The 26,212-nt window shown below is 64.1% G+C and carries 23 protein-coding genes and 2 pseudogenes; 16 read left to right on the forward strand and 9 right to left on the reverse strand.

The features are described 5' to 3' along the window. The 3 genes and pseudogenes from G3N97_RS21160 to G3N97_RS21170 form a co-directional block, all read right to left on the reverse strand. Positions 1 to 245, reverse strand: a pseudogene (locus G3N97_RS21160) (electron transfer flavoprotein subunit alpha/FixB family protein); the annotation flags it as partial. A 2-nt stretch (positions 246 to 247) separates the two neighbouring features. Continuing rightward, entirely contained in the window at positions 248 to 1,015 is a 768-nt protein-coding gene (locus tag G3N97_RS21165; protein ID WP_205994967.1) for an electron transfer flavoprotein subunit beta/FixA family protein, read from the reverse strand. Positions 1,016 to 1,078: 63 nt separating this feature from the next. Further along, positions 1,079 to 2,266, reverse strand: coding sequence for an FAD-binding oxidoreductase (locus G3N97_RS21170; RefSeq protein ID WP_205994952.1), 1,188 nt, complete (start codon positions 2,264 to 2,266; stop codon positions 1,079 to 1,081). Positions 2,267 to 2,447: 181 nt separating this feature from the next. Between G3N97_RS21170 and G3N97_RS21175 the strand changes: the two genes are divergently transcribed. Both G3N97_RS21175 and hutG read left to right on the forward strand, forming a co-directional pair. After that, positions 2,448 to 3,413, forward strand: coding sequence for a LysR family transcriptional regulator (locus tag G3N97_RS21175; RefSeq protein WP_205994953.1), 966 nt, complete (start codon positions 2,448 to 2,450; stop codon positions 3,411 to 3,413). A 44-nt stretch (positions 3,414 to 3,457) separates the two neighbouring features. Further along, a complete protein-coding gene (gene hutG / locus G3N97_RS21180; protein ID WP_205994954.1) occupies positions 3,458 to 4,276 on the forward strand; it encodes an N-formylglutamate deformylase in 819 nt (272 codons plus the stop codon). Positions 4,277 to 4,505: 229 nt separating this feature from the next. On the opposite strand, the gene G3N97_RS21185 is transcribed toward hutG, so the two are convergent. Then, positions 4,506 to 5,108, reverse strand: coding sequence for an XRE family transcriptional regulator (locus G3N97_RS21185; protein ID WP_205994955.1), 603 nt, complete (start codon positions 5,106 to 5,108; stop codon positions 4,506 to 4,508). Between the two features lie 235 nt (positions 5,109 to 5,343). On the opposite strand from G3N97_RS21185, the gene glnT reads away from it, so the two are divergent. The 14 genes and pseudogenes from glnT to G3N97_RS39995 all read left to right on the forward strand — a co-directional run bounded on the left by glnT (position 5,344) and on the right by G3N97_RS39995 (position 21,834). Continuing rightward, on the forward strand, positions 5,344 to 6,729 hold the full coding sequence (gene glnT / locus G3N97_RS21190; protein WP_205994956.1) for a type III glutamate--ammonia ligase: 1,386 nt from the start codon (positions 5,344 to 5,346) through the stop codon (positions 6,727 to 6,729). Between the two features lie 10 nt (positions 6,730 to 6,739). Next, positions 6,740 to 7,648 (forward strand): class II glutamine amidotransferase, encoded by a 909-nt coding sequence (locus G3N97_RS21195; RefSeq protein ID WP_205994957.1) that lies wholly within the window; start codon positions 6,740 to 6,742, stop codon positions 7,646 to 7,648. Next, positions 7,636 to 8,325 (forward strand): protein glxC, encoded by a 690-nt coding sequence (locus G3N97_RS21200; protein WP_205994958.1) that lies wholly within the window; start codon positions 7,636 to 7,638, stop codon positions 8,323 to 8,325. The genes G3N97_RS21195 and G3N97_RS21200 overlap by 13 nt, the downstream gene beginning before the upstream one ends. 43 nt (positions 8,326 to 8,368) lie before the next feature. After that, positions 8,369 to 9,733 carry an FMN-binding glutamate synthase family protein gene (locus tag G3N97_RS21205; RefSeq protein WP_205994959.1) on the forward strand — a complete coding sequence of 455 codons (1,365 nt, stop codon included), beginning with the start codon at positions 8,369 to 8,371 and terminating at the stop codon, positions 9,731 to 9,733. Between the two features lie 182 nt (positions 9,734 to 9,915). Next, entirely contained in the window at positions 9,916 to 11,307 is a 1,392-nt protein-coding gene (locus G3N97_RS21210) for an ammonium transporter (RefSeq protein ID WP_241030727.1), read from the forward strand. A gap of 379 nt (positions 11,308 to 11,686) precedes the next feature. Beyond that, the gene (locus G3N97_RS21215; protein WP_205994960.1) at positions 11,687 to 12,718 is read left to right on the forward strand and encodes an ABC transporter substrate-binding protein; all 1,032 of its coding nucleotides are present in this window, start codon (positions 11,687 to 11,689) and stop codon (positions 12,716 to 12,718) included. A gap of 83 nt (positions 12,719 to 12,801) precedes the next feature. Next, complete coding sequence (locus tag G3N97_RS21220) at positions 12,802 to 13,686, forward strand: ABC transporter permease (protein ID WP_205994961.1); 885 nt, start codon at positions 12,802 to 12,804, stop codon at positions 13,684 to 13,686. Position 13,687: 1 nt separating this feature from the next. Next, positions 13,688 to 14,482 carry an ABC transporter permease gene (locus tag G3N97_RS21225; RefSeq protein ID WP_205994962.1) on the forward strand — a complete coding sequence of 265 codons (795 nt, stop codon included), beginning with the start codon at positions 13,688 to 13,690 and terminating at the stop codon, positions 14,480 to 14,482. 48 nt (positions 14,483 to 14,530) lie between these two features. Next, positions 14,531 to 15,640: an ABC transporter ATP-binding protein gene (locus G3N97_RS21230; RefSeq protein WP_205994963.1), complete on the forward strand. Its 1,110-nt coding sequence runs from the start codon at positions 14,531 to 14,533 to the stop codon at positions 15,638 to 15,640. Next, positions 15,616 to 16,323 carry a GntR family transcriptional regulator gene (locus G3N97_RS21235; RefSeq protein WP_241030728.1) on the forward strand — a complete coding sequence of 236 codons (708 nt, stop codon included), beginning with the start codon at positions 15,616 to 15,618 and terminating at the stop codon, positions 16,321 to 16,323. Before G3N97_RS21230 ends, G3N97_RS21235 begins: the two co-directional genes overlap by 25 nt. A 67-nt stretch (positions 16,324 to 16,390) precedes the next feature. Next, positions 16,391 to 17,239 (forward strand): annotated as a pseudogene (locus G3N97_RS21240) (porin); the annotation flags it as partial. 127 nt (positions 17,240 to 17,366) lie between these two features. After that, complete coding sequence (gabD, locus tag G3N97_RS21245) at positions 17,367 to 18,827, forward strand: NADP-dependent succinate-semialdehyde dehydrogenase (RefSeq protein ID WP_205994964.1); 1,461 nt, start codon at positions 17,367 to 17,369, stop codon at positions 18,825 to 18,827. A 33-nt stretch (positions 18,828 to 18,860) separates the two neighbouring features. Next, a complete protein-coding gene (locus G3N97_RS21250) occupies positions 18,861 to 20,249 on the forward strand; it encodes an aromatic acid/H+ symport family MFS transporter (protein ID WP_241030729.1) in 1,389 nt (462 codons plus the stop codon). Positions 20,250 to 20,277: 28 nt separating this feature from the next. Then, positions 20,278 to 21,834 (forward strand): methyl-accepting chemotaxis protein, encoded by a 1,557-nt coding sequence (locus tag G3N97_RS39995; RefSeq protein WP_205994965.1) that lies wholly within the window; start codon positions 20,278 to 20,280, stop codon positions 21,832 to 21,834. Positions 21,835 to 21,938: 104 nt separating this feature from the next. Here the strand turns inward: G3N97_RS39995 and G3N97_RS39540 are convergent, their stop codons facing one another. The 5 genes from G3N97_RS39540 to G3N97_RS21270 form a co-directional block, all read right to left on the reverse strand. Next, positions 21,939 to 22,646 carry a cytosine permease gene (locus G3N97_RS39540; RefSeq protein WP_346778102.1) on the reverse strand — a complete coding sequence of 236 codons (708 nt, stop codon included), beginning with the start codon at positions 22,644 to 22,646 and terminating at the stop codon, positions 21,939 to 21,941. Beyond that, positions 22,643 to 22,915 (reverse strand): hypothetical protein, encoded by a 273-nt coding sequence (locus tag G3N97_RS39545; protein ID WP_241030730.1) that lies wholly within the window; start codon positions 22,913 to 22,915, stop codon positions 22,643 to 22,645. The genes G3N97_RS39540 and G3N97_RS39545 overlap by 4 nt, the downstream gene beginning before the upstream one ends. Further along, complete coding sequence (locus G3N97_RS39550) at positions 22,912 to 23,349, reverse strand: cytosine permease (RefSeq protein WP_241030731.1); 438 nt, start codon at positions 23,347 to 23,349, stop codon at positions 22,912 to 22,914. The genes G3N97_RS39545 and G3N97_RS39550 overlap by 4 nt, the downstream gene beginning before the upstream one ends. Positions 23,350 to 23,530: 181 nt before the next feature. Beyond that, positions 23,531 to 25,000: an aldehyde dehydrogenase gene (locus G3N97_RS21265; protein WP_205994966.1), complete on the reverse strand. Its 1,470-nt coding sequence runs from the start codon at positions 24,998 to 25,000 to the stop codon at positions 23,531 to 23,533. 12 nt (positions 25,001 to 25,012) lie between these two features. After that, the gene (locus G3N97_RS21270; RefSeq protein ID WP_205994971.1) at positions 25,013 to 26,050 is read right to left on the reverse strand and encodes an LLM class flavin-dependent oxidoreductase; all 1,038 of its coding nucleotides are present in this window, start codon (positions 26,048 to 26,050) and stop codon (positions 25,013 to 25,015) included. Between the last annotated feature and the right edge of the window lie 162 nt (positions 26,051 to 26,212).

Raw genomic sequence — 26,212 nt, forward strand, 5'->3', positions numbered from 1 at the left:
GAATAATCGTTCGCGAGCGCGAGCAGCTGGGCGGCGATCGTTTCGGGCGCGAGCGCGTCGCTCGCACCGGCCGACGCGACCAGCACGCGCTCGACGCCGGTCGCGCTCGCGGCGGTCGTCGCGAGCGCGACGTCGAACACCAGCAGATCGACCGGCTGTCCCAGTTGTTGCGCCGCGCCCAGGACGCGCAGCGTCACGTCGGAAAGCGGCCCGACTTCACCATCGCACAGGACCAGGGTTCTCATCGTCAGGCTCCTACGGTTTCGAATACGCGTTGACCGGCGAGCGCGTCGAGCAGCGCATCGACGTCGTTCACCTTGATGCCGGCTTTGCGGACCGGCGGATCGTTGAGCGTCAGCACGCGGGTGCGCGGCTCGGCAACGCCGCCGAGCGCGGCCGCTTCGAGCGTGACGAGAGGCTTCTGCTTCGCCTTGACGATGCTTGGCAAGGTCACGCGGCGCGGCTCCGCGAGGCGCAGGTCGGCACTGACAACGGCGGGGCCGTCGAGCTGCCACGTCGAGGTGCCGGCATCGTCGCCGCAGGTCACGAGCCAGCCACCGTCGGCGGCGTCGAGCGCGCTCGCGTTAAGCGCCTGCGGCCAGCCGAGCAGCGCGGCGAGCATTGCGGCGACGCCACCGACGTCGCCGTCGATCGCCTGCTTGCCGCACAGCACGAGGCCGTATCCGACCTCGTTCATATGGGCGGCGACGAGCCGCGCGACCGCCGGCGAATCGAGCGTGGCAGTCGCCGCCCCGGTGTCGATCAGCACGGCGTCGTCGGCGCCCATCGCGAGCGCGGTGCGCAGCACGTCCTGATGCGCGGGCAGGCCGCAGGTCAGCGCGGTGACATGCGACGCGACGCCCGCTTCCTTCAGTTGCAGCGCGCGTTCGAGCGCGCATTCGTCGAACGGATTGAGCGACATCTTGAGCCCGGTCGTGTCGATCGAACCGGCGGCGTTCACGCGCACGCGAACGTTCGGATCGACCACGCGCTTGACGGGGACGAGTATGCGGATAGTCATCGATAGTTTCCTTCAGGGTCCTTCAGGTTCCAGTTCGCATGTGGGCGTTGGGCGCGCTCACGACACCGCGCCGAGGCCGTACTTGCCGGTCAGCAGCGCGCCGCGCGCGAAGCGTTCGAGCGCATACGGTTCGAGCGACACGTCGGTCGCGAGGCCGAGCGCGTGTTGCGCGAGCAGCTTGCCGATGCCAGGCGACAGCTTGAAGCCGTGGCCCGAGAAGCCGAACCCGACCGTCAGTCCCGCGATGTCCGCAGCGCTGCCGAGCACCGGGTTCCAGTCGGGCGTGACGTCGTAGACGCCGGTCCACGACGACGCGAGGCCAGCCGTCTCGTAAGCGGGGAAGTGCTCGGCGACCTGCGAGCCGACTTCGGCCACGTAGTCGAGCGAGATCTCGCCCTGCTCGGTCTCGGGCGCGTTCAGCGTGTCGCCGACCACGCCTTCGGACACCAGCATCTGGCTGCCGCCGTAGCTGCGGAAATACAGCATGCCGGCCGTGCCGAGATCCTTGAACGCAGGCATCGCGAAGGTGTAAGGCGCGGCGTCGCATTCGAGCGCGAGCACCGTATGGCGCTCGGGCTTGACCGGCAGGTCCACGCCGATCCAGCCGGCCAGTTCCGGCGTCCAGATGTTTTGCGTGCTGATCAGATGGCCGCAGCCGAAATTGCCCGCGCTCGTTTCGACGCCGACCACGCGACGGCCTTCGCGGGCCAGGCCGGTGACGCGCACGCCTTCCATGACCTTCACGCCACGCCGGCGCGCCGAGCGCGCGAAGCTGGTGGCGACGAGGTAGGCGTCGGCGAAGCCCGCTTCGGGCTCGAAGCCGATTAGCGCGGCGTCGTCGAAACGGGCAATCGGCAGGCGCGCCTGCGCGGCCTGGCGGTCGAGCAACTGCACCTCGATGCCCATCTCCTGCTGTGCGCGCAGCGATGCGGCGAGTGGATCGAGTTTGTCGCCTTCGGGCGCGCAGATCATGTAGCCGCATTTGACGAGACCGCACGACGCTTCTTCGTCGCCGAGGTAGTCGGCGAAGTTGTTGAAGGCCCACCACGACGAGCGGGCCAGTTCGACGTTCTGGCGCACCGAGTAGTGGGTGCGCAGCAGCCCGGACGATTGTGACGTCGTGCCGGCACCGATCGTGCCCTGATCGAGAACGAGAACGCTTTTCGCGCCGAGCGCGGCGAGATGGTGAGCGACGGATGTGCCGATCACACCGGCGCCGATCACGACATAGTCATAGTGGCTCATGGCCCCCCCTGGGTAGACGATGGAGCAGATTCTGCGGCGGCTGCGCGTGGCCTTTTTTTGTATTAGGCAAACTTATGGCTGTTCAGCGCAATCGCTCATCTTCGGAGTGCCCGCCGTTCATGGGGGGCATGATGCGGAAGACGCGGCGGCGTCATTCGTACAGACCTTCGCGGAGTACCCCATGAGACGTACCCAGGCGCCTATCGACCTGAATGCTCTACAGGCCTTTCTCGCCGTCTGCGAAACCGGCTCGATGACCGGCGCGGCGAAGCAGCTCGGCGTCAGCCAGAGCGCGGTCAGCCAGGCCGTGGCCGCGCTGGAGCGTGACCAGGGCGTGGTGCTGTTCGACCGCGAGAGCCGGCCGCCGCGTCCGAACATGGCGGGCCGCGCGCTGCTCGAACTGGCCGGCTCGCTGCTCGAACATGCGCAGATGGTCAGCACACGGATCGGCGATGCGTCGCATGCGGGCACCTTGCCGGTGCGGCTCGGCTGCGTCGATTCATTCGCCGCCACCGTTGGGCCCGAGCTGATTCGCGCGGTGTCGGGCTCGACCCGGCAGATTGCGCTGTGGTCGGGATTGACGCCCGGTCTGAGTAGGCAACTGCACGACCGCGAACTGGATCTGGCCGTGTGCACGCAGACCACGCTGAACGACGCGCGCATCGTCGAGGTGCCACTGTTTTCGGAAGCGTTCGTCGCGGTCGTGTCGCGCAACTGGCTCAACGAGCATCGCGGCGCGGACTGGCGCGCGCCCGCGCAGGACATGCCGATGATCCGCTATACGCCGCGGTCGGTGATCGGCCAGCAGGTCGAGCGCTATGCACGGCATCTGGGCATCGACAGCCCGCGCCGCTACGAATTCGATGCGACTGATCCGCTGCTGAGCCTCGTAGCTGCGCGGCTCGGCTTCGCGATTTCCACGCCGCTGTGCCTGTGGCAGGCGCGCCACTATCTGCCGGAGATCGCCGTGCTGCCGCTGCCGCCGGGGCGGCTCGGGCGGCGCGATTTCTTCCTGCTGCATCGCCAGGGCGAGTGGGACGGCTTCGCTCAGGAGATCGTCGCGCTGACGCGCCGTGTACTGGATGCATCGATCAGGCCGGCGCTCGCACGCGCGCTGCCGCAACTGCCGGAAGACGCGCTGAACTAGCCGCATTCTCATCTTTTTTTGTCGTGTACCGAAGGAGCAAGAAGATGTCTGAAATATTCTCGCTGCAACGAGGCGATGCGCCGCTCGTCGTGTCGATCCCGCACCTCGGCTCGGCGATTCCGCCGTCGCTGCGCGAGCGCTATACCTCCGCGGCGCTGACCGTCGCCGACACCGACTGGCATCTCGACCGCCTCTATGCGTTCGCCCGCGAGCTCGGCGCGACGGTCATCAGCGCGCAGGTGTCGCGCTATGTGATCGACCTGAACCGGCCGCCGAACGACGAGAGCCTTTATCCGGGGCAGACCACCACCGGTCTGTGCCCGGCCGAAACGTTTCGCGGCGAAGCGGTCTATCAGCCGGGCCGCGCGCCCGATGCTGCGGAGCGCGCGTCGCGCGTCGCGCGCTACTGGCAGCCATATCACGACGCGCTGACGGCCGAACTCACGCGGCTGCGCAAGCACCACGCGAACGTGTTGCTGTGGGAAGCGCATTCGATTGCGAGTGTTCTGCCGCGGCTGTTCGACGACAAGTTGCCGGATCTCAATCTTGGCACCCTGGACGGGCGCACCTGTGCGCCGACAGTGCAGCAGGTGGTGGTCGACGCAATGCGCGCGAGCGACTATACGTGGGTCGCAAACGGTCGCTTCAAGGGCGGTTACATTACGCGCAGCTTCGGCGCGCCGCAGCGCGGCATCCATGCAGTGCAGCTCGAGATGTGCCAGTCCACCTATATGGACGAGCGTGCGCCGTTCGACTACCTGCCGCAGCGCGCCGACGCGGTGCAGCCCACGTTGTTGCGCATGGTATCCGGGGCACTCGACGCGGTGCGCGCTTGCATAAGCGTTTCTGATACTGGAGCTTAAGCCCGCGTGCGCTTTCAGTGCGAACGCGCACGAAGGGCAGGAAAACTACGCACCGAGATCATGCAGCGCGCCCTGCGCGAATCGGCAGGACACCGTGAGAACAAAGCAGGGACAGGGCCGGCGTGCGCGTCAGGTGTTTATTATCAGGAATTTTTAGTTCATGGTGTTAAATATGGCACGGACGTTGCGTAAGAAGTGGCGGGACCGGATTCAGCATCTTGCCGATGCGTCACTCGCCGCTGCCGGGCGGATAGATGAAGACCGACAGCATCTGGATCGGCGTCTTGATGAGCCGCTCGGGACCGTGAGGAATATCGGCCTTGAAGGTGAGGGTGTCGCCGGGATGCAGGATGTAGGTTTGCTGGCCGTGCCGGTACTCGATCACGCCCTTGAGGATGTGGATGAATTCGGTGCCCGGGTGTTGAAAGGTCGGAAAGCGTTCCGCTTCGTCGTCGAAGGTGATCAGGAACGGTTCGAAGGACTTGCGCGGACCGTGGTCGTAGGCGAGCAGATGGTAGGTGTGGCCGCGCTGGGTGCCTTTGCGCACCACTTCCATGCCGGCGCCTTTCTTGACGAACTGCGCATCGCCTTCAGGCACATCGAAGTTGCGGAACAGTGTGGATAGCGACACCCCAAGCGCTTGCGCGATGCGATGCAGCACGTCGAGCCCGGTCGAGGTCTGAGCGTTCTCGATCTTCGAGAGCATGCCCCGGCTGATGGCCGCCTGCTCAGCAACCTGCGCGATGGTCAGTCCGTGGCGCTGGCGTAGTTCGCGGATGGTCGAGCCAAGGTAGCGCTCGAGGGGGGGCTTGCTGTCGTCTCCGGTGTGCATGGATGGGCCTCGGTGGAAAACCAGCAGCGTAGCAGGCGGAATGCCCACTTGCGTGGCGGAGGTTTCATGGAAGGAACCTAAGTTTATTGAGAGGAATTGCTGGAAAGAATTATGCGCGTGTGCGCGCAGGTATGCAGAACGGCCGGTATTCCCCACGACGGCCGGGCGTGCCGGCGACCCGACCGGAAGCGGGCGCACCGCTCTATTAACCGCGGATCAGTTGCAAGGAGTGACGATGAATCTCAATGATGCAAACCTACCGGTCGACGAACTGGGCACCGTGCCGTGCTTCGGCTCGGCAGAGGAAGCACAGGACTGGCTCGGCCAGCAGGGCGTGAAATACGTATTGGCTCAGTTCGTCGATATTCACGGTGTAGCGAAGGCGAAGTCGGTGCCGGTGTCGCATCTGAAGACAGTGCTCAAGGCGGGTGCCGGCTTTGCCGGCTTCGCGATCTGGGGCGTCGGCATTGAGCCGAACGGCCCCGACTTCATGGCGGTGGGCGAGATATCGACGCTCACGACGGTGCCGTGGCAGCCTGGCCTGGCGCGCATTGTCTGCGATGGTCACGTTGAGGGCGAGCCATGGGCCTTCGATTCGCGCGTCACACTCAAACGCCAGGTCGCGCGCGTGGCCGAGCGCGGCTGGACGCTCTTCACGGGGCTGGAACCGGAGTTCTCGCTGCTGCGCCGCTCGGCCTCGGGCACGCTTGAACCGTGCGATCCGAGCGACACGCTGGCGAAGCCGTGCTACGACTACAAGGGGCTGTCACGCACCCGCGTGTTTCTCGAACGTCTCACCGACGCGATGCGCTCGGTGGGAATCGACGTCTATCAGATCGACCACGAGGATGCGAACGGTCAGTTCGAGATCAACTACACGTACACCGATTGCCTGACATCGTGCGATCACTACGTGTTCTTCAAGATGGCTGCCTCCGAGATCGCCAACGATCTCGGCATGATCTGCTCGTTCATGGCAAAGCCGTTTGCGAACCGCCCCGGCAATGGCATGCATATGCACGTGTCGATCGGCGACGGCAAGCGCAACCTGTTCGCCGATCCCGCGGATCCGCTCGGCATGCGCCTGTCGAAGCTCGGCTACCAGTTCACGGCTGGTCTGCTAAAGCACGCGCCAGCTCTGACCGCGCTGTGCAATCCGACGGTGAACTCGTACAAGCGGCTCGTGGTAGGCCGCTCGCTGACCGGCGCGACGTGGGCGCCCGCCTATGTCAGCTACGGCGACAACAACCGTTCAACGATGGTGCGTATGCCCGGCGAGCGCATCGAACTGCGTCTGCCGGACGGCTCGTGCAACCCGTATCTGGCGACGGCAGCGGTGATCGCGGCGGGTCTCGACGGCATCGACAGCGAGCTCGATCCGGGCGCGCCGGCCAACGAAAACCTCTATCAGTGGTCGCCCGAGAAGCTCGCCGAACACGGCATCACGGTGTTGCCACAGAATCTCGAGCAGGCGCTCGACGCGCTGGAAGCGGACACGCTGATCTGCGACGCGCTCGGCCCCGTCGCGCAGGAATTTATCAAGCTTAAACGGATGGAGTGGCTCGAATACATGCGCCACGTGTCCGATTGGGAACTCAAAAGCTACCTCGAATTTTTCTAAGGAGAATCTTATGTGCGGAATCGTAGGCTTGCTGGTCAAGACACCAGCGCTACGCGAGAAGCTCGGCGAACTGATGGTGCCGATGCTGATCGGCATGACCGAACGCGGTCCCGATTCGGCGGGCCTCGCCGTGTTCGGCAAGGAAGTGGGCGCGAGCCAGCGCAAACTGAGTGTCTATGCGGGCTTCACCGATGAAGGCGCGCAGTTCCCGTGGCAGACGCTGCTCGACGGTCTCAATCGTGCGATGGACGTGAACGCGCGCATCGACGCCAAGGCGAATCACGCGGTGCTGACGTTGCAAGGCGATCCGGAAGCGGTCAAGACGTGGCTCAGCGAGCAGTATCCGAAGCTGTATCTGCTGTCCACCGGCCGTTCGATCGATCTGTACAAGGACGTCGGCTCGCCGGCGGAAGTCGCGCAGCGCTACGACTTCACGAAGCTGAAGGGCTCGCACCTGGTCGGCCATACGCGGATGGCGACGGAATCGGCTGTGACGCCGGACCGGGCGCATCCGTTCACCGCGGGCGAGGACTTCTGCCTCGTGCACAACGGTTCGCTGTCGAACCCGTATGGCGTGCGCCGCAAGCTGGAGCCGCTCGGCATCCACTTCGACACGGACAACGACACCGAAGCTGCCTGCCGCTTCCTCGAATGGCGGCTGCGAGAAGGCGACACGCTGCCGCAGGCGCTGCAGCGCGGCTTCGAGGACCTGGACGGTTTTTACACGTTCCTGATGGGCACGTCGAGCGAGCTTGCGCTGATTCGCGATCCGTTCGCGTGCAAGCCGGCTGTCGTAGCCGAGAACGACGACTACGTGGCGATCGCGTCTGAGTTCCGCTCGCTCGCGCATCTGCCCGACATTCGCAACGCGAATGTTTTCGAACCCGCACCCGAGGAGATGTACGTATGGAAAGCGTGATTTTCGATCTGGAAAACCAGGGCGTGCGTGAACTGAACCAGTACCTGCACGGCGAGGCCGCGAGCCTGAAGGAACAGCACGTCAACGTAAGCTCGCCGAACGGCGCACACAACATCGCGGTCGGCGTGAACGCCGACGTGCGCATCACGATCGACGGCCACGCAGGTTACTACGCGGGCGGCATGAACCAGCACGCGGAGATCGTCATCGAAGGCAGTGCCGGCACCGGCGTCGGCGAGAACATGATGAGCGGCAAGGTGCACGTGCGCGGCTTCGCATCGAACGGTGCGGGCGCGTCCGCGCATGGCGGGCTGCTGGTGATCGACGGCGACGCAGGTCTGCGCTGCGGCATTTCGCTGAAGGGCGGCGATATCGTGGTGGGTGGCTCGGTGGGCAGCTTCTCGGCGTTCATGGCGCAGGCGGGCCGCATGGTGATCTGCGGCGACGCGGGCGATGCCCTCGGCGATTCGCTGTATGAAGCCGTGCTGTACGTGAAGGGCCACGTGAAATCGCTCGGTGCGGATGCGCAATTCGAGCCGATGACCGACGCCGATCTCAGTGCTGTGCGCGAGCTGCTCGACGCGGCCGGCCTCGATCACGACGCGGCGCACTTCCGCCGCATCGCGTCGGCGCGCACGCTCTACCACTGGAACGCAGACGCGGACCAGGAATATTGAAACCCCGCTGAATCTCGCTGAATACACGATCGAGAAGGTCCCCATGGAAATCAAACCGGTTCAATTCACGCGTCTGCAACAGGAAGAGTCCAGCACCTTCGACCGCAAGACCATCGACTACATTCACACGGCTGCGCAGCGCGGCCTCTACGAAATTCGCGGACTCGGCTCGAAGAAGAGCGTGCCGCATTTCGACGATCTGCTGTTCCTCGGCGCGTCGCTGTCGCGTTATCCGCTCGAAGGCTATCGCGAGAAATGCAACTCGCAGACCGTGCTCGGCACGCGCTTCGCGAAGAAGCCGATCGTGCTCGACACGCCGGTCACGATTGCTGGCATGAGCTTCGGCGCGCTGTCCGCGAACGTCAAGGAAGCGCTCGGCCGCGCGGCGACCGCCGCCGGCACCTCGACCACCACCGGCGACGGCGGCATGACACAGGAAGAACGCCGCTCGTCGAAGACGCTGGTCTACCAGTGCCTGCCTTCGCGCTACGGCTTCAATCCCGACGACGTGCGCCGCGCCGATGCGATCGAAGTGGTGATCGGCCAGGGCGCGAAGCCGGGCGGCGGCGGCATGCTGCTCGGCCAGAAAGTCAACCCGCGCGTCGCGTCGATGCGCACGCTGCCGGCCGGCGTCGACCAGCGCTCGGCGAGCCGTCACCCCGACTGGACCGGCCCGGACGACCTCGCGATCAAGATCCAGGAATTGCGCGAGATCACCGACTGGGAAAAGCCGATCTACGTAAAGGTCGCGGCGACTCGCACCTTCAACGACGTGAAGCTCGCGGTGCATGCGGGCGCGGACGTGGTGGTGATCGACGGTATGCAGGGCGGCACTGCTGCCACGCAAAGCTGCTTCATCGACAACGTGGGCATTCCGACGCTCGCGGCCGTGCGCCAGGCAGTGGACGCGCTCGAAGACCTCGGTATGAAGGGGAAGGTGCAGCTGATCGTGTCGGGCGGCATCCGCACCGGCGCTGATGTCGCGAAGGCCCTCGCGCTCGGCGCGGACGCGGTGGCGATCGGCCAGGGCGTGCTGATGGCGCTCGGCTGCAACAGCGAGAGCTACTTCCAGAGCGGCGCGCTGCATCCGGCGGTGGCGGACTACGCGGCGCTGAACACCGCGCCGGGTTTCTGCCATCACTGCCATACGGGCAAGTGCCCGGTCGGCGTGACGACGCAGGACGTGATCCTCGAAAAGCGGCTCGAACCGGAAGAGGGCGCGCGTCGCGTGAAGAACTATCTGAAGACGCTGACGATGGAGCTGACCACCATCGCGCGTGCGTGCGGCAAGCAGAACGTGCATCACCTGGAGCCGGAAGACCTGGTCGCGCTGACCGTCGAAGCGGCTGCGATGGCGCGGGTGCCGCTCGCGGGCACGTCGTGGATTCCGGGGATGAATCTGTGTTGAAGCACCGGTAGCAGGCAGTCAGTAGCAAATCGGCGCGCGCCGGCGAGGAGGCCGTCGCGCGCGGCTTTCCACGCGCGAGCGGGCTCCCCGCCGGCGCCGTATCCAGCTTTCATCTCAACCGCGTCTTGTGATGGCCGTGCGCAGCACGCGTCGCATCCGACGCATTTCGACAGGCTCGTGTAATGAAAAAATTGGGCTCACTCCTCGCAGTGGCTGGCGTACTGGCGTTTTCGATTCCGGCGCTCGCGCAGGGCGCGGCCGCGCCGGCGCCGAACAAGGGCGACACCGCATGGATGATCGTCGCAACGCTGCTCGTCGTGATGATGGCGGCGCCGGGTCTCGGTCTCTTTTACGGCGGCATGGTGCGCGCGAAGAACATGCTGTCGGTGCTGATGCAGACGCTCGTGGTCTTCTGTCTGCTCGGCGTGCTGTGGGCCGTGTACGGCTATAGCATCGCGTTCACCGAAGGCAATGCGTTCTTCGGCGGCTTCAGCAAGCTGTTCCTCAACGGCGTGACGCCCGACAGCACCGCGCCCACCTTCAGCAAGGGCGTGGTGATTCCCGAATACATCTACGTGTCGTTCCAGCTGACCTTCGCGGCGATCACGCCAGCGCTGATCGTCGGCGGAATCGCGGAGCGCGCGAAATTTTCCGCGGTGCTGGCCTTCATGGTGCTGTGGTTCACGTTCTCGTATCTGCCGATCGCGCACATGGTCTGGTACTGGCCAGGCCCCGACGCGTACACGAGCGCGGCAGCTGCCGACAAGGCCAATGCGACTGCGGGCTTCCTGTTCCAGAAGGGAGCGCTCGACTTTGCGGGCGGCACGGTCGTGCACATCAACGCAGGCATCGCGGCGCTGGTCGGGGCGATCATGATCGGCAAGCGCGTCGGCTACGGCCGCGAGCACATGGCGCCGCACAGCCTGACGATGACAATGATTGGCGGCTCGCTGTTGTGGGTCGGCTGGTTCGGCTTCAACGTCGGCTCGAATCTCGAAGCGAATGGCGCGGCCGCGCTGGCCTTCGTGACGACGCTGCTCGCGACCTGCGCGGCGACCGTGTCGTGGACTGTCGTCGAATGGACCTTCAAGCGCAAGCCGTCGATGCTCGGCGCGGTGTCCGGCGCGATTGCGGGGCTCGTCGTGATTACGCCGGCCTGCGGCTTCGTCGGCCCGATGGGCGCGATCGTGATGGGCTTCATCGCGGGCGGCCTGTGCTACTGGGGCGTGAATGGCCTCAAGCGGCTGCTCGGCGTCGACGATTCGCTCGACGTGTTCGGCGTGCACTGCGTCGGCGGCATTGCTGGCGCACTGCTGACGGGCGTGTTCGCGTCGCCGAAGCTGGGGGGCACCGGTGTCTACGACTACGTCGCCGGCAAGGTCGGCGAATACGACATGGCCGGCCAGCTGATCTCGCAATGCTGGGGCGTGGGCACGTCGCTGGTGTGGTCGGCGGTGGTGTCGGTGATTGCGTTCAAGCTCGTCGATCTCGTGATCGGCCTGCGCGTCGATCAGGACGGCGAGCGCGAAGGGCTCGATGTCAGCTCGCATGGGGAGTCGGCTTATCACGGGTGATGGGTCGACCGATGCATCTACCCTCGTAGCGGTCCGCATCGGCCCGCTACAGTGCCTCCCCCTGTGTGCGAGGCTGACGCGGCCGTGCCTCTGCGGCGCCCTTCGACGCTGTTGCCAACGCTGGCTACGCCGGTCCGACCAGCGGTAAATCCTCGGCAGCACATTTATTTTTGATCGTTTTATTGTACGTCATAGTATGGCATACCATAATTCAAGGAGCGTCGATTCGCGCTGCGCTGCGAATTGATCCGTTATCCGAATGGTTGCCGCGCATCAGCCGAACGAGCCGAATCGTCAATGCGAAGCAGTCGGCTGGCTGAACGAAAACACAACGAAACCACCACACGTAACCACAATCACCTTCTTCCCGGAGAAAGACATGAGCAGCAGAAGCATCCCGCTGTTTGCACCGCTTGCCGTTCTTTGCGCGATAACGCTTGCGGCAGGACCGGCCCTCGCCGCAGACCCGATCGTGTTCACGAGCTGGGGCGGCACCACGCAATCGTCGCAGCAGAAGGATTGGGCGCAGCCGTTCACGCAGGCGAGCGGCACCAACGTGCTGATGGACGGCCCGACCGACTACGGCAAGCTGAAGGCGATGGTCGATAGCGGCAACGTCAGCTGGGACGTGGTGGACGTGGAGGGCGACTTCGCATACGCCGCGCAGAAGGCTGGCCTCGTTGAGCCGATCGACTACGCGGTGGTGAAGAAAGACGAACTCGACCCGCGCTTCACCAGCCCCGGCGCGGTGGGCAGTTTCTACTACTCGTTCGTGCTCGGCTACAACAAGTCGAGCTTCAAGGGCGCGCAGCCGCAAACGTGGGCCGACCTGTTCGACACGAAAAAGTACCCAGGCAAGCGCACGTTCTACAAGTGGTCCGCGCCGGGCGTGCTCGAAATCGCGTTGCTCGCGGACGGCGTGCCGGCGAACAAGCTCTATCCACTCGACCTCGACCGCGCGTTCAAAAAGCTCGACACGATCAAGAGCGACATCGTCTGGTGGAGCGGCGGCGCGCAGTCGCAGCAGTTGCTGGCGTCGGGCGAAGCACCCATCGGTATGTTCTGGAACGGGCGTCTCCATGCGCTCGAACAGACAGGCGTGCCGGTCGGCATTTCGTGGAATCAGAACCTGACGGCCGCCGACATGCTGGTGGTGCCGAAGGGCGCGAAGCACAAGGCCGAGGCGATGAAGTTCCTCGCCGCGGCGACGAGTCCCGAGGCTCAGGCAAAGTTCGCGCAGGATACCGGCTACGCGCCGATCAACGTGAAGTCGGCCGCGATGATGCCGCCGGCGGTCGCGAAGACCATGCCGGATCAGTACAAGGCCTCGCAGATCAACCTCGACATGAAGTACTGGGCCGACAATCGCGATGCGATCGCGAAGCGCTGGTACGCGTGGCAATCGAAGTAAGGCAACACGGCATGCACGCGCGGCGCCTGTGAAGACACCGCACGCCGCGCACGCCGGAACTGAAACATGCAGGAGAGGCACCCATGCCCAATGTATTGAGTAGCGTCACGCATTCGCCGGCGCAGCCCGCGCGCCGGCGGCGCGACTGGCGCAACATCCGTCTGTTGATACCGGGGCTCCTGCTCCTCGTGATTTTCTTCCTGCTGCCGGTGCTCTCGCTGCTGCTGCGCAGCGTGCTCGAGCCGACGCCGGGGCTGCACAACTACGAGCAACTGCTCGGCTCGTCCACGTATCTGCGCGTGTTCGGGAACACGTTTCTCGTGGCGACCGTCGTGACCGTGGCGACGGTGGTGATCGGTTTTCCTACCGCGTGGCTGCTCGCCATCGCGCCGCGCAAGCTGAGTTCGCTGCTGTTCTCGGTGATGCTGCTCTCCATGTGGACCAATCTGCTCGCGCGCACGTTCGCGTGGATGGTGCTGCTGCAATCGACCGGCCCGATCAATCGCGTGCTGATGGCGATTGGCGTGATTCACGAGCCGCTCGCGCTGGTCAACAACCTGGTCGGCGTGACGATCGGCATGACCTACATCATGCTGCCGTTTCTCATCATGCCGCTGCATGCCACGTTGCGCGCCATCGACCCGTCGACGCTGCGCGCCGCAGCCGTGTGCGGTGCGAGCCGCTGGCAGGCGTTCTGGAAAATTCTCGTGCCGCTCGCGATGCCCGGCATCGCGTCGGGCGCGCTGATGGTGTTCGTGATGGCGCTCGGTTATTTCGTCACGCCAGCGCTGCTGGGCGGCGCGCAATACATGATGCTCGCCGAACTGATCGCGCAGCTGGTGCAGGAACTGCTGAACTGGGGTCTCGCCGGCGCTGCCGCGCTGGTGTTGCTCGCCGTGACCTTGTCGCTGTACGCGCTGCAATTGCGCTTCATGGACCGATCGCACACTTCGGCCGGAGGAGTCTGACATGTTGCTCGATTTCGATCGTCTGGGCGCTTTGCGCTATGCGCTTTTGGCGATTGGCGCCGCTGTCGCGCTGTTCCTGCTACTGCCGATCGCGTTCATCGTCGCGCTGTCGTTCGGCGATTCGCAATGGCTGATCTTTCCGCCGCCGGGCTGGACGCTCGAATGGTATCGGCAGCTATTCACCGATCCCGGCTGGCTCGACTCGCTGCTCACCAGCGCGAAGCTCGCGGTGATCGTGACGGTGCTGTCCGTGCTGATCGGCTTTCTCGCATCGCTTGCGCTGGTGCGCGGCCGATTTCGCGGCCGCAACGTCGTCAAGGCATTCTTTCTGACGCCGATGGTGCTGCCGGTGGTGGTGCTGGCCGTCGCCCTGTATGCGTTCTTCCTGCGAATCGGCATGAACGGCACGATGACGGGCTTCGTGATCGGCCACCTGATCATCGCGCTGCCGTTCTCGATCATTTCGATCAGCAATTCGCTGGCGAGCTTCGACACCGCGCTCGAAGACGCCGCGCTGATCTGCGGCGCGGCGCCGCTCGAAGTGAAACTGCGCGTGACGTTGCCCGCGATCCGTCTCGGCCTGTTTGCCGCCGCGATTTTCGCGTTCCTCGCGTCGTGGGACGAGGTCGTGGTGTCGATCTTCATGTCGAGCCCGACGCTGCAGACGCTGCCGGTGCGAATCTGGGCCACGCTGCGCCAGGACCTGACACCGGTGGTTGCCGCAGCGTCCTCGCTGCTCGTTGCACTTACGACCATTCTGATGCTGGCGGGCGCCACTTTGCGCCACGTCCGCTAGTACACGAATACACGAACACTCGAATTACGCCTTAACAGAGGTGATGCCATGACCACCGCATTCCTGCAAATCCAGCGTCTGCGCAAGACTTACGACGACGTCGTCGCCATCGACCAGGTTTCGCTCGATGTGCGCAAGGGCGAATTCATGACGTTTCTCGGCCCGTCGGGCTCGGGCAAGAGCACGACGCTGTACATCGTCGCGGGCTTTCAGGAGCCGACCGAAGGCCGCGTGCTGCTGGACGGCAAGCCGCTCCTTTCCGTCGCGCCGAACAAGCGCAACATCGGCATGGTGTTTCAGCGCTACACGCTGTTTCCGCACTTGACGGTGGGGCAGAACGTGGGTTTCCCGCTGCGCGTGCGCCGCCGCCCTGAAGCGGAAATCCGCAAGAAGGTGGATCAAATGCTGGAACTCGTGCACCTCGGCGAATTCCGCGACCGCATGCCCGCGCAACTCTCGGGCGGCCAGCAGCAGCGCGTGGCGATTGCGCGCGCGCTCGCTTACGACCCGCCCGTGCTGCTGATGGACGAACCGCTCTCCGCGCTCGACAAGAAACTGCGCGAGGAAATCCAGCTGGAACTGCGCCGCATCCACCAGGAAACCGGCGTGACGATTCTCTACGTGACGCACGACCAGGAAGAAGCGCTGCGTCTATCCGACCGTATTGCGGTGTTCGACAAGGGTTGCATCGAACAATGCGGCACCGGCGAAGAGCTTTACGCGAATCCGGCTTCGCGGTTCGTCGCGAATTTCATTGGCAATTCAAACTTTTTGCCGGTGAGGATCACTGCGCGCGATGCGGCGCAGTCTAGCGCGGTGTTCCCGAGCGGCCATGCGGTCGAGGCGGCGGGCAGCGCAGCGCTCGCCGTGGGCAACGACGGCACACTGATGGTGCGCCCCGAGCAGATCCGCATTCGCGCGGCGGAGAAGGCGGCGAGCAGCGTCGGCCTCCCCGTCACCGTGCGCGACATCACGTATCTCGGCGACGCGATGCATTACTCCGTCACCACGCCGTGGGAACAGAATATGTCCGTGCGGATGGCGGCGGGCGAACATCGCGACAGCGGCCTCGTGATCGGCACGCAGGCGTGGATCGACTGGGATACGCGCGACACGCGTTTCTTCGCGCAGGCTTGCATGATCCGAACCCCTCCCTGAAAGTCGAGCGGCGCACCACCACGCTGCGCGAACTTGCGCTCGAAAAAATGCGCAGCGCGATCTTCGACTCGCGCTTCCAGCCGGGCGACCGGCTGGTGGAGCGGACGTTGTGCGAAGAACTCGGTGTGAGCCGCACGATGGTGCGCGAAGTGCTGCGTCATCTGGAAACGGAAGGGCTCGTCGACACGCTGCCGAATCATGGGCCGATTGTCGCCGTGCTCGACCTGAAGACGGTGGCGGAGATCTACGAGATTCGCGGCCTGCTGGAAGGCGAGGCCGCTGCCGCATGCGCCCGTCTCGCGGACGATGCCACGGCGGACGAACTCGAATCGCTGATCGGCCATATCCAGCTCGCGTTTCACGACAAGGACTACCGCGCGGTGCGCGCGTTCACCACGTCGCTCTACGAGCGCATGTTCACGGCGGGGCGCAAGCACGTGGCGTGGGAAATCGTGCAGTCGCTGACGGCGCGCATCAACCGGCTGCGCGCGCTCACCATCGCATCCGACAACCGCGGCGGCCAAGCCGGGCTCGAAATGCGTCAGATACTCGTGGTGATCCGCGCGCGTGATGCCATGGCGGCGCACCGTGCCGCCGTCGCGCATGTAAGCCGGGTCGCCGAAATCGCGACCGCGTTATTAAACGACGGGCAGGCGAAACTGCCTTTCAAACGCGTGGGGTAACGCTCGGGCCGTCGCAGTGCAAGCATTCCACACACACGAAGAGGAGATGGCATGACAATCCGTGGTTGGACGCCGGGCCTATGCGGGTCTTTCGGATACGCGCTTCGGGGCGGTGACACCGGGACGTCAGTACGATTCGGTGGTCGACTATCTGCAGCCGCTGACCGAGCCGGGTCAACTCGGCGGGCCGCTCGTCCATGCAGGCGACATCGACAACACGGATAACTCGTTCCGCGCGGATAACGCGATCAAATATGCGAGCCCGAAGATCGGCGGGCTGACGTTCGGCGGTCTCTATTCGTTCACCAACACGAATGCGCCGGGGCGCGGCACCACCGATCTGTGGCGCGTGGGCGCGAATTACGCGTTCGGCGGCTTCAACGGGGCGGGCGCTTACCTGTTCGCGAAGAATCCCGCACTGCCGCTGAGCGACGGCGATTACGTGAGCAACACTACCGGCGCCGCAATCGGCGCGAGCGGCCCGTTCAGCTACGTGGGCAACGCGTCGAACGAACAGGTGTTCGGCGCTGCGAGCAACTATGCGCTTGGTTCGGCCACGCTCGGCCTCGACCACACGAACACCAAGTTCAACAACGCGAACGGCACGCAGGGGCGGTGATCTTCACCAACTACGAAGCATGGGGCCGTTACTACCTGGCGCCCCGCGTGGTACGTGGGCGCGCAATACGTGTACACGCACGGCAGCGTCGGTTACGAGCAGTCCGTGCCGCTGTATCACCAGGTCGGGCTGACCACGCCCTATTCGCTCTCCAAGCGCACGTCGCTGTACGTGACGGACGTGTGGCAGAAGGCGGCGGGCGCGGCGACCAACGCGGACATTTTCGACGGCTCGGTGGGCTCGGCTTCGCCGAACAATCACCAGACCATGGTGCGCGTGGGCATGTATCACCAGTTTCAAGCCAGACGGCTCAGGCCAGGGCTTCGTGCCGGAGCAGAGCACCGTTTCGCCTTGATTCGACATCGCGCGATCCGGAGAAAGCCGGTTTGTGCGACATTTTTTTTGCAACGCTTCAGGAGCGACTATGGAATTGGGAACCCAGTTGAGGAACCCGGCGCTGTTTCGGCAGCAGGCTTACGTGAACGGCGAATGGCAGGACGCGGCCAGCGGGGAATCGTTCGAGGTGCGCGATCCCGCAACGGGCGACCTGGTGGGGCGCGTCCCGTTGATGGGCGCGAACGAAACGCGTCACGCAATTGACGCCGCCAACGCCGCATGGCCCGCCTGGCGCAAGAAAACCGCGAAAGAGCGCGGCGCGATTCTGCGCAAATGGCACGACCTGATGATGGAAAACGCCGACGGCCTCGCGCTGATCCTCTCGACGGAACAGGGCAAGTCGCTCGCGGAAGCGAAGGGCGAGATTGACTACGCGGCTTCGTTCTTCGAATGGTTCGCCGAGGAAGGCAAGCGCGTGTACGGCGACACCATTCCGACGCCGGCCGGCGACCGCCGCATTGTCGTGGTGAAGGAGCCGGTGGGCGTATGCGCCGCGATCACACCCTGGAATTTCCCCGCCGCCATGATCACGCGCAAGGTCGGCCCGGCTCTCGCGGCCGGTTGCACGATCGTTGTGAAACCCGCCGAAGCTACGCCGTTTTCCGCACTGGCGCTCGCCGTGCTCGCCGAACAGGCGGGCGTGCCGCCCGGCGTGTTGAGCATCGTGACGGGCGACCCGAAGGCGATTGGCGGCGAGCTGACGTCGAACCCGGTGGTCCGCAAGCTGTCGTTCACGGGATCGACGGGCGTGGGCCGTCTGCTGATGAGCCAGTGCGCGCCGACCGTCAAGAAGGTGTCGCTCGAACTGGGCGGCAACGCGCCGTTCATCGTTTTCGACGACGCCGATCTGGACGCGGCAGTGGAAGGCGCCATCGCCTCGAAGTATCGCAACAGCGGGCAGACGTGCGTGTGCACGAACCGCTTCTATGTGCACGACGCCGTGTACGACCAGTTCGCGGAGAAGCTCGCCGCGGCCGTTGCGCAACTGAAAGTGGGCCGCGGCACCGAGCCGGGCGTCACACAAGGGCCGCTGATCAACGAGGCCGCCGTACAGAAGGTGGAGACGCACGTTGCGGATGCGCTGGCGAAAGGCGCGTCCATCGTGACGGGCGGCAAGCGTCACACGCTCGGCCACGGCTTTTTCGAGCCAACGGTGTTGCGCGACGTCACGCCGGATATGCAGGTTTCAACCGACGAAACCTTCGGCCCGCTCGCGCCGCTGTTCCGCTTCAGCACCGACGAAGACGTGATCCGCTTCGCCAACGACACCGAATTCGGCCTGGCCGCCTACTTCTACAGCCGCGACATTGGCCGCGTGTGGAAGGTGGCGGAAGCGCTGGAGTACGGCATGGTCGGCATCAACACGGGGCTGATTTCGAACGAGGTCGCGCCGTTCGGCGGCGTCAAGCAGTCGGGCATCGGACGCGAAGGCTCGCACTACGGCATCAGCGATTACGTGGTCATCAAATATCTGTGCATGGCGGTCTGACATGACACGCCGCGCAAAAGGGGACGCTCGAACATGAATACCTGGTCATCCAGAAACAATGAAACGGGCGCGGCCCGAATGCGCGACGCCGCGCCGGATCAGCTGGAAGCCGGCGCGGTCGGCATACCGTTGACGGTCACGATACGCGTCGTGGCCGTCTGTCTCGCGATGATTCTCGCGGAAGGCTACGACGTCGCGATCTACGGCGCCGTGCTGCCGATGCTTCAGCACGGCACGAACTGGTCGCTGTCCCCGTTCCAGCTGGGCGCGATTGCAAGCTGCTCGCTCGCGGGCATGATGATCGGCGCAATGGGTGCGGGCACCGTGAGCGACGTGATTGGCCGCCGGTGGGTCCTGCTCGGGAGCGTGGCGCTCTTCTCGGTGATGATGGCGGCCGCCGCGCTCGCGCCGACGCCCACTTTCTTCGTGATCGCGCGCGTGATTGGCGGTCTAGGCCTGGGCGGCGTGGTGCCGACCGCCGCCGCGCTAACCGTCGAATATTCTCCGCCGCACCGCCGCTCGTTCAACTATGCGCTGATCTACACCGGCTATTCGCTCGGCGGCATTCTCGTCGCGCTGCTGGCCATCGCGTGGCTACCCACGCACGGCTGGCGCTGGATGTTCGGCCTTGGCGCGGTGCCGCTGCTGCTGATACTCGTGTCGGGGCCGTCGCTGCCGGAATCGCTCGATTTTCTGATTGGCAAAAAGCGCTTTGCGCAGGCGCGGGCTTTGGCGGGCAAGCTGGGCGTGCGTCACCCACGGCTCGAAAACATAAACACTGAAAGCGCGGATCAAGCTGCGCATCTGACAGAAGCCAGTGCCGCCGCGCCGGTGTGTTCGCTGTTCGACCGCTCGTTCATTCACGCGACGCTCGCCTTCTGGATCGCCATGTTCATGGGCCTGCTTCTGTTGTATGGGCTCAGCACGTGGCTGCCTCAACTCATGCGCAAGGCCGGATATCCGCTCGGCTCCAGTCTCGCGCTGCTGATGACGCTCAATCTCGCCGCCGCGCTCGGTTCGCTGTCGGGCGGCGCGGTTGCCGATCGCATCGGCTCGAAACGCGTGGTGAGCACGTTGTTTCTGCTGGCGGCGGCGAGCTTGTGCGCGCTGCCGTTTGCGCATGGCGTGGTGTTGACGTATGTGCTCGTGGCGATCGCAGGCGTGGGGAGCATCGGCAACACCATGCTGCTGGGCGGCTACGTCACGCAGTACTACCCGCCGCACAACCGCGCGACCGGCATTGGCTGGGCGCTCGGCATTGGGCGTTTTGGCGCGATTGCAGGACCGATGATTGGCGGCGTGCTCGCGCAATGGAACGTGGTGCTCGCGTGGAATTTCTTCGTGTTTGCCGCAGCCGGCTTGTTGGCGGCCATTGCGGTGCTGATGGTGCCGAACAGGCGCGGACTGCCAACGTCCGCGTGATCCTGGATTTCCACCTGCTACTCATACAATGAAAACCATCAAAAACATACCGATAGCCAGCAAGATCTTCGTCGCGTTTTCGGGGGCGATTGCCGTGTTCATGGTCAGCGCAGGCATCTGTCTTTACAGCGTGCGCGCGATCGACCAGAAACAGCGGCAGATCGAAGCGTCAGAGCAGATGGTGCATCTGCTCGACGAGGGGACCAGCGACTATCTGAACATCATCTGGGCCGTGCTCGCGAACAACCTGAACGGGCAAGTGTCGCACGGAAAATGGATCGTCGACCATCGCGCGGATTTTGGCGGCCGGCTCGCGCAATTTCAGAAGCTGGACGACACGCCGCGCGGTGCGGCGCTCGTTGCCGACACGCAGCGCGAATACGATGCGTGGCTGAACACCGTAGTCGATCCGCTCGTGGCAATGCGCAAGAAAGTGGGTGCGTTCGAGGTGAACGTCAGTGACCTGTCCGCGTTGACGGAGAGCTTCGGCTCGTATCTGGGCACCGATAAACTGATCGCCGCGCTTGGCAAACTGCAAAAATACGAGGAGCAAAGCGTCGCGGACAACCGCGCGCAACTGGACACGCTACGCATCACGATTTACGCGAGCGCGGTCACGGCGTCCCTGCTGGCTGTACTCGCGGCGGTTCTCGCGGGACGCTGGCTGTCGCGCTCCATTTCGCGTCCGTTGAAGCAGGCCGTTTCGGTGGCGACGTGCGTGGCCGAGGGCAATCTGACGAACCGCATCGAGGCGGAATCGACGGACGAAACGGGGCAGTTGATGCTGGCCATGAAGGCGATGAACCAGAGCCTGTTGGGGATTGTGGGTGGCGTGGGCAATAGCGCGGACCGCATTGCGTCCGCTTCGAGCGAAATCGCGGCGGGCAATCTCGATCTGTCGTCGCGCACCGAGGAGCAGGCCAGCTCGCTCGAAGAAACGGCCGCGAGCATGACGCAACTCACGGAGACCGTCCGCCAGAATGCGGACAACGCGCGCGAGGCCAGCACGCTCGCCACGCGTGCGTCGGGCATGGCGGAAACCGGCAATGAAGCGGTGCATGGCATGGTCGAAGCGATTGGGCGCATGAGCGAAAGTTCGACGCAGATTTCGGAGATCACGGCGGTGATCGAAGGCATTGCGTTCCAGACCAATATTCTCGCGCTGAACGCCGCCGTGGAAGCCGCGCGTGCCGGCGATCAGGGACGGGGCTTCGCGGTCGTCGCCAACGAAGTGCGCTCGCTCGCGCAGCGTTCGGCCACGGCGGCGCGTGAGATCAAGGAGATCATCGGCGCATCCGTGGAGACGATTCAGAGCGGCGCGCGGCAGGCGCAGGACGCCGGCGGCACGATCGCCGAAGTGAAGCGCGCGATCAAACAGGTGGCGGATATTGTCGGCGAGATCGCTGCGGCTTCCGGTGAGCAGAGCCGTGGCATCGAGCAGGTGAATCAGGCAGTGAATCTGATGGACAAGGTCACGCAGCAGAATGCGGCGCTGGTGGAACAGGCTGCTGCGGCGGCTCAGTCGCTGGAGAACGAAGCGCTCGATTTGAAGAACGCCGTCTCGGTGTTCAACGTCACGGCGTAAGCGGCAGAAAATGGGCAGAGCAGAGCATAAAGCGTCGGCCCAAAAGAAAACCGGCTCGTTGCAACAACGAGCCGGTTTCGCATGAAGCCTTTGAAACGAACCGCTTACTCGGAAGCTGCTGCACCTGCCGGCGTGCGTTGCGGGGACCGCGAACCGTTGCCCGGCACGATCAGGTAGTAGGCGAGGGCGGTAGCAACCAGACCCACGATCCACGAAACGTCTGCGCCGCCCAGCAGCGAGGCCCACGGGCCGTGGAAGAAGCTTTCTTCCATGAACGGCACCTGAATCGCAATGCCGAACACGTACAGCACGATAGCCTTGACGTTGAACGCGCCGTACATGCCGCCATTGCTGCTGATGATCTCGTCAACGTGGTAGTGACGCTTGTTGATCAGGTAGAAGTCGACCAGGTTGATCGCAATCCACGGCGCGAGCACGATACGCATCGCAAAGATCGCATTCAGGAAGATCGCGATGAAGTTGCTCGACGCCCACAATGCCGTGCCCGTCGAAGCAATCAGCAGAACAGCGGACACCACTACGCGCACCGCGCGGCCCGGGACCCAGTGCGGGCGGAACGTCTGCGCAGCCGTGATGAACGACAGCACCGCGCCATACAGATTCATGCCGTTATGGCCAATGATGTTGATCAGGAACAGGAAGATCAGCACGTAGCCGAACACGCCCGTTTGCGAGCGGATAGCCTGCATGGCGTCGGTCGAATGACCCGTGCTCACCGCGACCACGCCAAACACGAACGCGAAGATCGTCCCGAGCGAGGTGCCGAAGTAGGTGAACGCGAACGTCTTCACGAAGCCCGTGGAGCGCGGCAGATAGCGCGAATAGTCGGATGTGTAGGGCGCGAAGCTGATCTACCACACGGCGCAGAGGCCGAACATGGCGAACCAGCCGGCGAGATCGAAATGGCCTTGCGGAGTACTTCGGCGTTCAGTCCCGGCGCCATCAAAATCATGCCGATCAGGAGCGCGCTGCCCATGAACCATGCGCCCACCTTGTTGAAACGGTGAATGAAGTGATAACCGATCACGCCGACGAGCGTCGCGAGAATCGCGCCGATCACCGTGGCCGCATGAATCGGCGCGGAATGGCAGCGTGCAGCGTCTTGCCCGCGAGAATGATGTTGGAGACGAAGAAGCCGAGGTAGATCAGCGTGGTGAAACCCACCACGAGCAGCGAACCGTAACGGCCGAATTGCGCGTGGCTCTGGATCATCTGCGGGGCGCCGACGAGCGGTCCCTGTGCGGAAGTGAGCGCGTGAAAGATCGCGCCGAAAAACTGACCCGCGACGATCGCGAACAGTGCGCTCATCACGTCGAGGTGGAATACAAGCACCGAGGTTGCGCCGGAAATCACGGCCAGCGGCGCGACGTTCGTGCAGAACCACAGGGTGAAAAGATCGGCCGGTTTGCCGTGGCGGTTCTCCGGGGCAACATACTCGATCGAGTTGCTTTCAATGGTCAGAACGCTGTTATCGTTCGCCGGGTTCGTCATCATGTCTCCATTGTTATTGCCAGGCTGCGCCGCGCCGCGCGCGTGGTGCGCGTGACGTAGTGCGGCCTCTACTGCTCGGAGGTGCTGTGGGTTGCTTCAATTCGCTTCGCGTTAGCGAGACTCGAGGCGGCGCGACGGCGTGAGCGGGCGCTTCAACAAATGAACGCGTCAGCGCATGGACGCTTTAGCGCATCACGAACGGGTCGCTGATCGGATCGTCCGACGTGCGAAGCCACACGGACTTCGTAGTCGTATATTCGAGCGCGGCGGCGAATCCGCCTTCACGGCCATGGCCCGAGAGGCCAAAGCCGCCGAACGGCACGAGCGGCGACATCGCCCGGTACGTGTTGATCCACACGACGCCCGAGCGCACCCGCTTCGACACGCGGTGCGCACGCGTGAGGTTGGTCGTGAAGATACCGGCCGCGAGACCGTAGACGGTGCTGTTGGCTTTCTCGATGGCTTCCTGTTCGGTGCTGAAAGTGTCGACGGAAAGCACCGGGCCGAACAGTTCTGTCGTGATGCTGTCCGCGTTCGAGACGCCCGTGCAATCGAGAATGATCGGCGCGTAGTAGAAGCCCGCACGGTCGATCGTCTTGTCGCCCGTCAGCACTTTCGCGCCCTGGTTCACGGACTCCGCGACCACGGTTTCGATGTGGCGTAGTTGGCGCTCGGTACAAAGCGGGCCGTATTCGGTCGCCATCTCGTTCGGCATGCCGACCTGAATGCGCGACACGCGCTCCACCAGCCGCGCGAGAAACTCGTCCTTGACCGATGCCTCGACCAGCAGACGAGAACCCGCCACGCAGCTTTGTCCCGTCGCCGCGAAAATCGCCGCGACCTGCGCATTCACGGCGCTCTGAATGTCCGTGTCCGCGAAAACGATGAAAGGCGATTTGCCGCCGAGTTCCAGCGACACCTTCGCCAGATTGTTCGCCGTGTTCGCGATAATGTGCTTCGCGGTCTGCGGGCCGCCGGTGAAGGCCACCTTGTCCACCTCCGGGTGGCCACTCAGCACCGCGCCGTATTCCGGGCCGAGGCCTGTGATCACGTTGACCACGCCCGCAGGGAAACCGGCTTCATGCACTACGCGCGCGAATTCGAGCAGCGGGCCGGGCGCTTCCTCGGACGCCTTCAGCACGACCGTGCAGCCAGCTGCAAGCGCCGGGCCGAGCTTCACCGCCGAGAGGAACAACTGGCTATTCCACGGGACGATCGCGGCCACCACGCCCACCGGCTGGCGGTCGAGCCATACCTGCATGTCCGGCTTGTCCACCGGAATATGGCTGCCTTCAATCTTGTGCGCGATGCCCGCGTAATAGCGGTAGTACTCCACCACGTACGCAATCTGGCTGGACGTTTCGCGGATGATCTTGCCGGTATCGTTCGTTTCGATTTCAGCCAGACGCGGCGCGGCCTTTTCGAGCAGATCGGCAAGTTTGAACAGCAGCTTGCCTCGCGCGGACGCGGTGAGCCCCGCCCACGCGGAATCGGTCAGCGCGCGGCTCGCCGCTTCCACGGCGCGGTTCACTTCGTCCGTGCGTGCTTCGGGCATCTGCGCCCACACTTCGCCCGTGGACGAGTTCACGCTGCCGAACTTCGCGGCGCCCGCTTCGAAGCGGCCGTCGACATAAAGCTGGAAATCGAAACTCATGAGATTACGTCCTCACTGAAATGCGGGCATCACTTCGTTGATCATGCGTTCGAGCGACGCTTTCTTGCGCTCGAAGCTCATGCCGGTGTCGATCCAGAACGAGTACTCGTTGATGCCGAGCCCCTCGTACTTCTTCAGGCGAGCGATCACTTCTTCCGGCGTGCCGATCACGTTGTTCTTGCGCATGGCTTCCGGCGTGTAGAGCGGATGCGCGGCAATTTCCTCGCTGGAGAGGGGCTTGATCATGCCGCGGCTCACCGGGCGCTCGTTCTTGAACCACGCGCCGAAGTAGTTGTAGAACACGTTCACCTCGTCGGCGGCCACCTGCGCGTCGTCTTCGTTGCTCGCCACGTACGTGTGACGCAGCAGCATGATCTGCGGGCGCGGCATGTCGCTGAACTTCTCGCACGCGGCGTTGAAATGGCCGACCAGCTTTTCGACTTCCTCATCGCCCAGATGCAGCGGCGTGACCTGCACGTTGCAGCCGTTCGCGACCGCGAATTCGTGGCTGTTCGGGTCGCGTGCGGCGACCCATATCGGCGGATGCGGACGTGGCAGCGGCAGCGGCGACGACGTGGTGGACGGGAATTTCCAGAACTCGCCTTCGTGCGCGTAGTCGCCCTCCCACAGCTTTTTCACGGCCGGAATCAGTTCGCGCATGCGCTCACCCGCGTTCCAGGCGTCGAGGCCCGGCATCAGACGTTCATATTCGAACGAATACGCGCCGCGCGCAATGCCCAGTTCCAGACGGCCGTTGGTGATGATGTCGGTCATCGCCGCTTCGCCGGCGAGCTTGATCGGGTGCCAGAACGGCGCGATCACGGTGCCGGTGCCGAGCCGCACGTTCTTCGTCTTGTTCGCGAGATCCGCGAGATTGATGAACGGGTTCGGCGCGATCGTGAAGTCCATGCCGTGGTGCTCGCCGGTCCAGATGGCGTGCATGCCAGCGCGGTCCGCGATCTGGCACAGCTCGACCATCTCGTCGTATAGCTGCTTCTGGCTGGTCTGTTCGGAGACGCGCTCCATGTGAACGAAGAGGGAGAAACGCACGGGTGTGTGATTCACACACATCGTTTCAACTAAGAGCGGCTAACACAACCTGGACATGAGGCCATGAAAGCCATATCCTGGCGGCATGGCCAGACGAAAAATCAGTAACGAGTTATGGTCGGCGCTGGAGCCGCTAATTCCGGTGTTCACACCGTCGCCCAA

Origin of the sequence: Paraburkholderia sp. Ac-20347 (assembly GCF_017104805.1) — a bacterium.
In the GTDB taxonomy this organism is placed as follows: domain Bacteria; phylum Pseudomonadota; class Gammaproteobacteria; order Burkholderiales; family Burkholderiaceae; genus Paraburkholderia; species Paraburkholderia tropica.

Bases quoted from the DNA above. Each gene is read 5' to 3' on its own strand.
- G3N97_RS21220 (WP_205994961.1), top strand. From the start codon at position 12,802: ATGCCCAATGTATTGAGTAGCGTCACGCATTCGCCGGCGCAGCCCGCG.
- G3N97_RS39550 (WP_241030731.1), bottom strand. From the start codon at position 23,349: ATGATGACGAACCCGGCGAACGATAACAGCGTTCTGACCATTGAAAGC.
- G3N97_RS21170 (WP_205994952.1), bottom strand. From the start codon at position 2,266: ATGAGCCACTATGACTATGTCGTGATCGGCGCCGGTGTGATCGGCACA.
- G3N97_RS39995 (WP_205994965.1), top strand. From the start codon at position 20,278: ATGAAAACCATCAAAAACATACCGATAGCCAGCAAGATCTTCGTCGCG.
- G3N97_RS21185 (WP_205994955.1), bottom strand. From the start codon at position 5,108: ATGCACACCGGAGACGACAGCAAGCCCCCCCTCGAGCGCTACCTTGGC.
- glnT (WP_205994956.1), top strand. From the start codon at position 5,344: ATGAATCTCAATGATGCAAACCTACCGGTCGACGAACTGGGCACCGTG.
- G3N97_RS21250 (WP_241030729.1), top strand. From the start codon at position 18,861: ATGAATACCTGGTCATCCAGAAACAATGAAACGGGCGCGGCCCGAATG.
- G3N97_RS21265 (WP_205994966.1), bottom strand. From the start codon at position 25,000: ATGAGTTTCGATTTCCAGCTTTATGTCGACGGCCGCTTCGAAGCGGGC.
- G3N97_RS21230 (WP_205994963.1), top strand. From the start codon at position 14,531: ATGACCACCGCATTCCTGCAAATCCAGCGTCTGCGCAAGACTTACGAC.
- G3N97_RS21225 (WP_205994962.1), top strand. From the start codon at position 13,688: ATGTTGCTCGATTTCGATCGTCTGGGCGCTTTGCGCTATGCGCTTTTG.
- hutG (WP_205994954.1), top strand. From the start codon at position 3,458: ATGTCTGAAATATTCTCGCTGCAACGAGGCGATGCGCCGCTCGTCGTG.
- G3N97_RS21210 (WP_241030727.1), top strand. From the start codon at position 9,916: ATGAAAAAATTGGGCTCACTCCTCGCAGTGGCTGGCGTACTGGCGTTT.
- G3N97_RS21205 (WP_205994959.1), top strand. From the start codon at position 8,369: ATGGAAATCAAACCGGTTCAATTCACGCGTCTGCAACAGGAAGAGTCC.
- G3N97_RS21175 (WP_205994953.1), top strand. From the start codon at position 2,448: ATGAGACGTACCCAGGCGCCTATCGACCTGAATGCTCTACAGGCCTTT.
- G3N97_RS21195 (WP_205994957.1), top strand. From the start codon at position 6,740: ATGTGCGGAATCGTAGGCTTGCTGGTCAAGACACCAGCGCTACGCGAG.
- G3N97_RS21200 (WP_205994958.1), top strand. From the start codon at position 7,636: ATGGAAAGCGTGATTTTCGATCTGGAAAACCAGGGCGTGCGTGAACTG.
- gabD (WP_205994964.1), top strand. From the start codon at position 17,367: ATGGAATTGGGAACCCAGTTGAGGAACCCGGCGCTGTTTCGGCAGCAG.
- G3N97_RS21215 (WP_205994960.1), top strand. From the start codon at position 11,687: ATGAGCAGCAGAAGCATCCCGCTGTTTGCACCGCTTGCCGTTCTTTGC.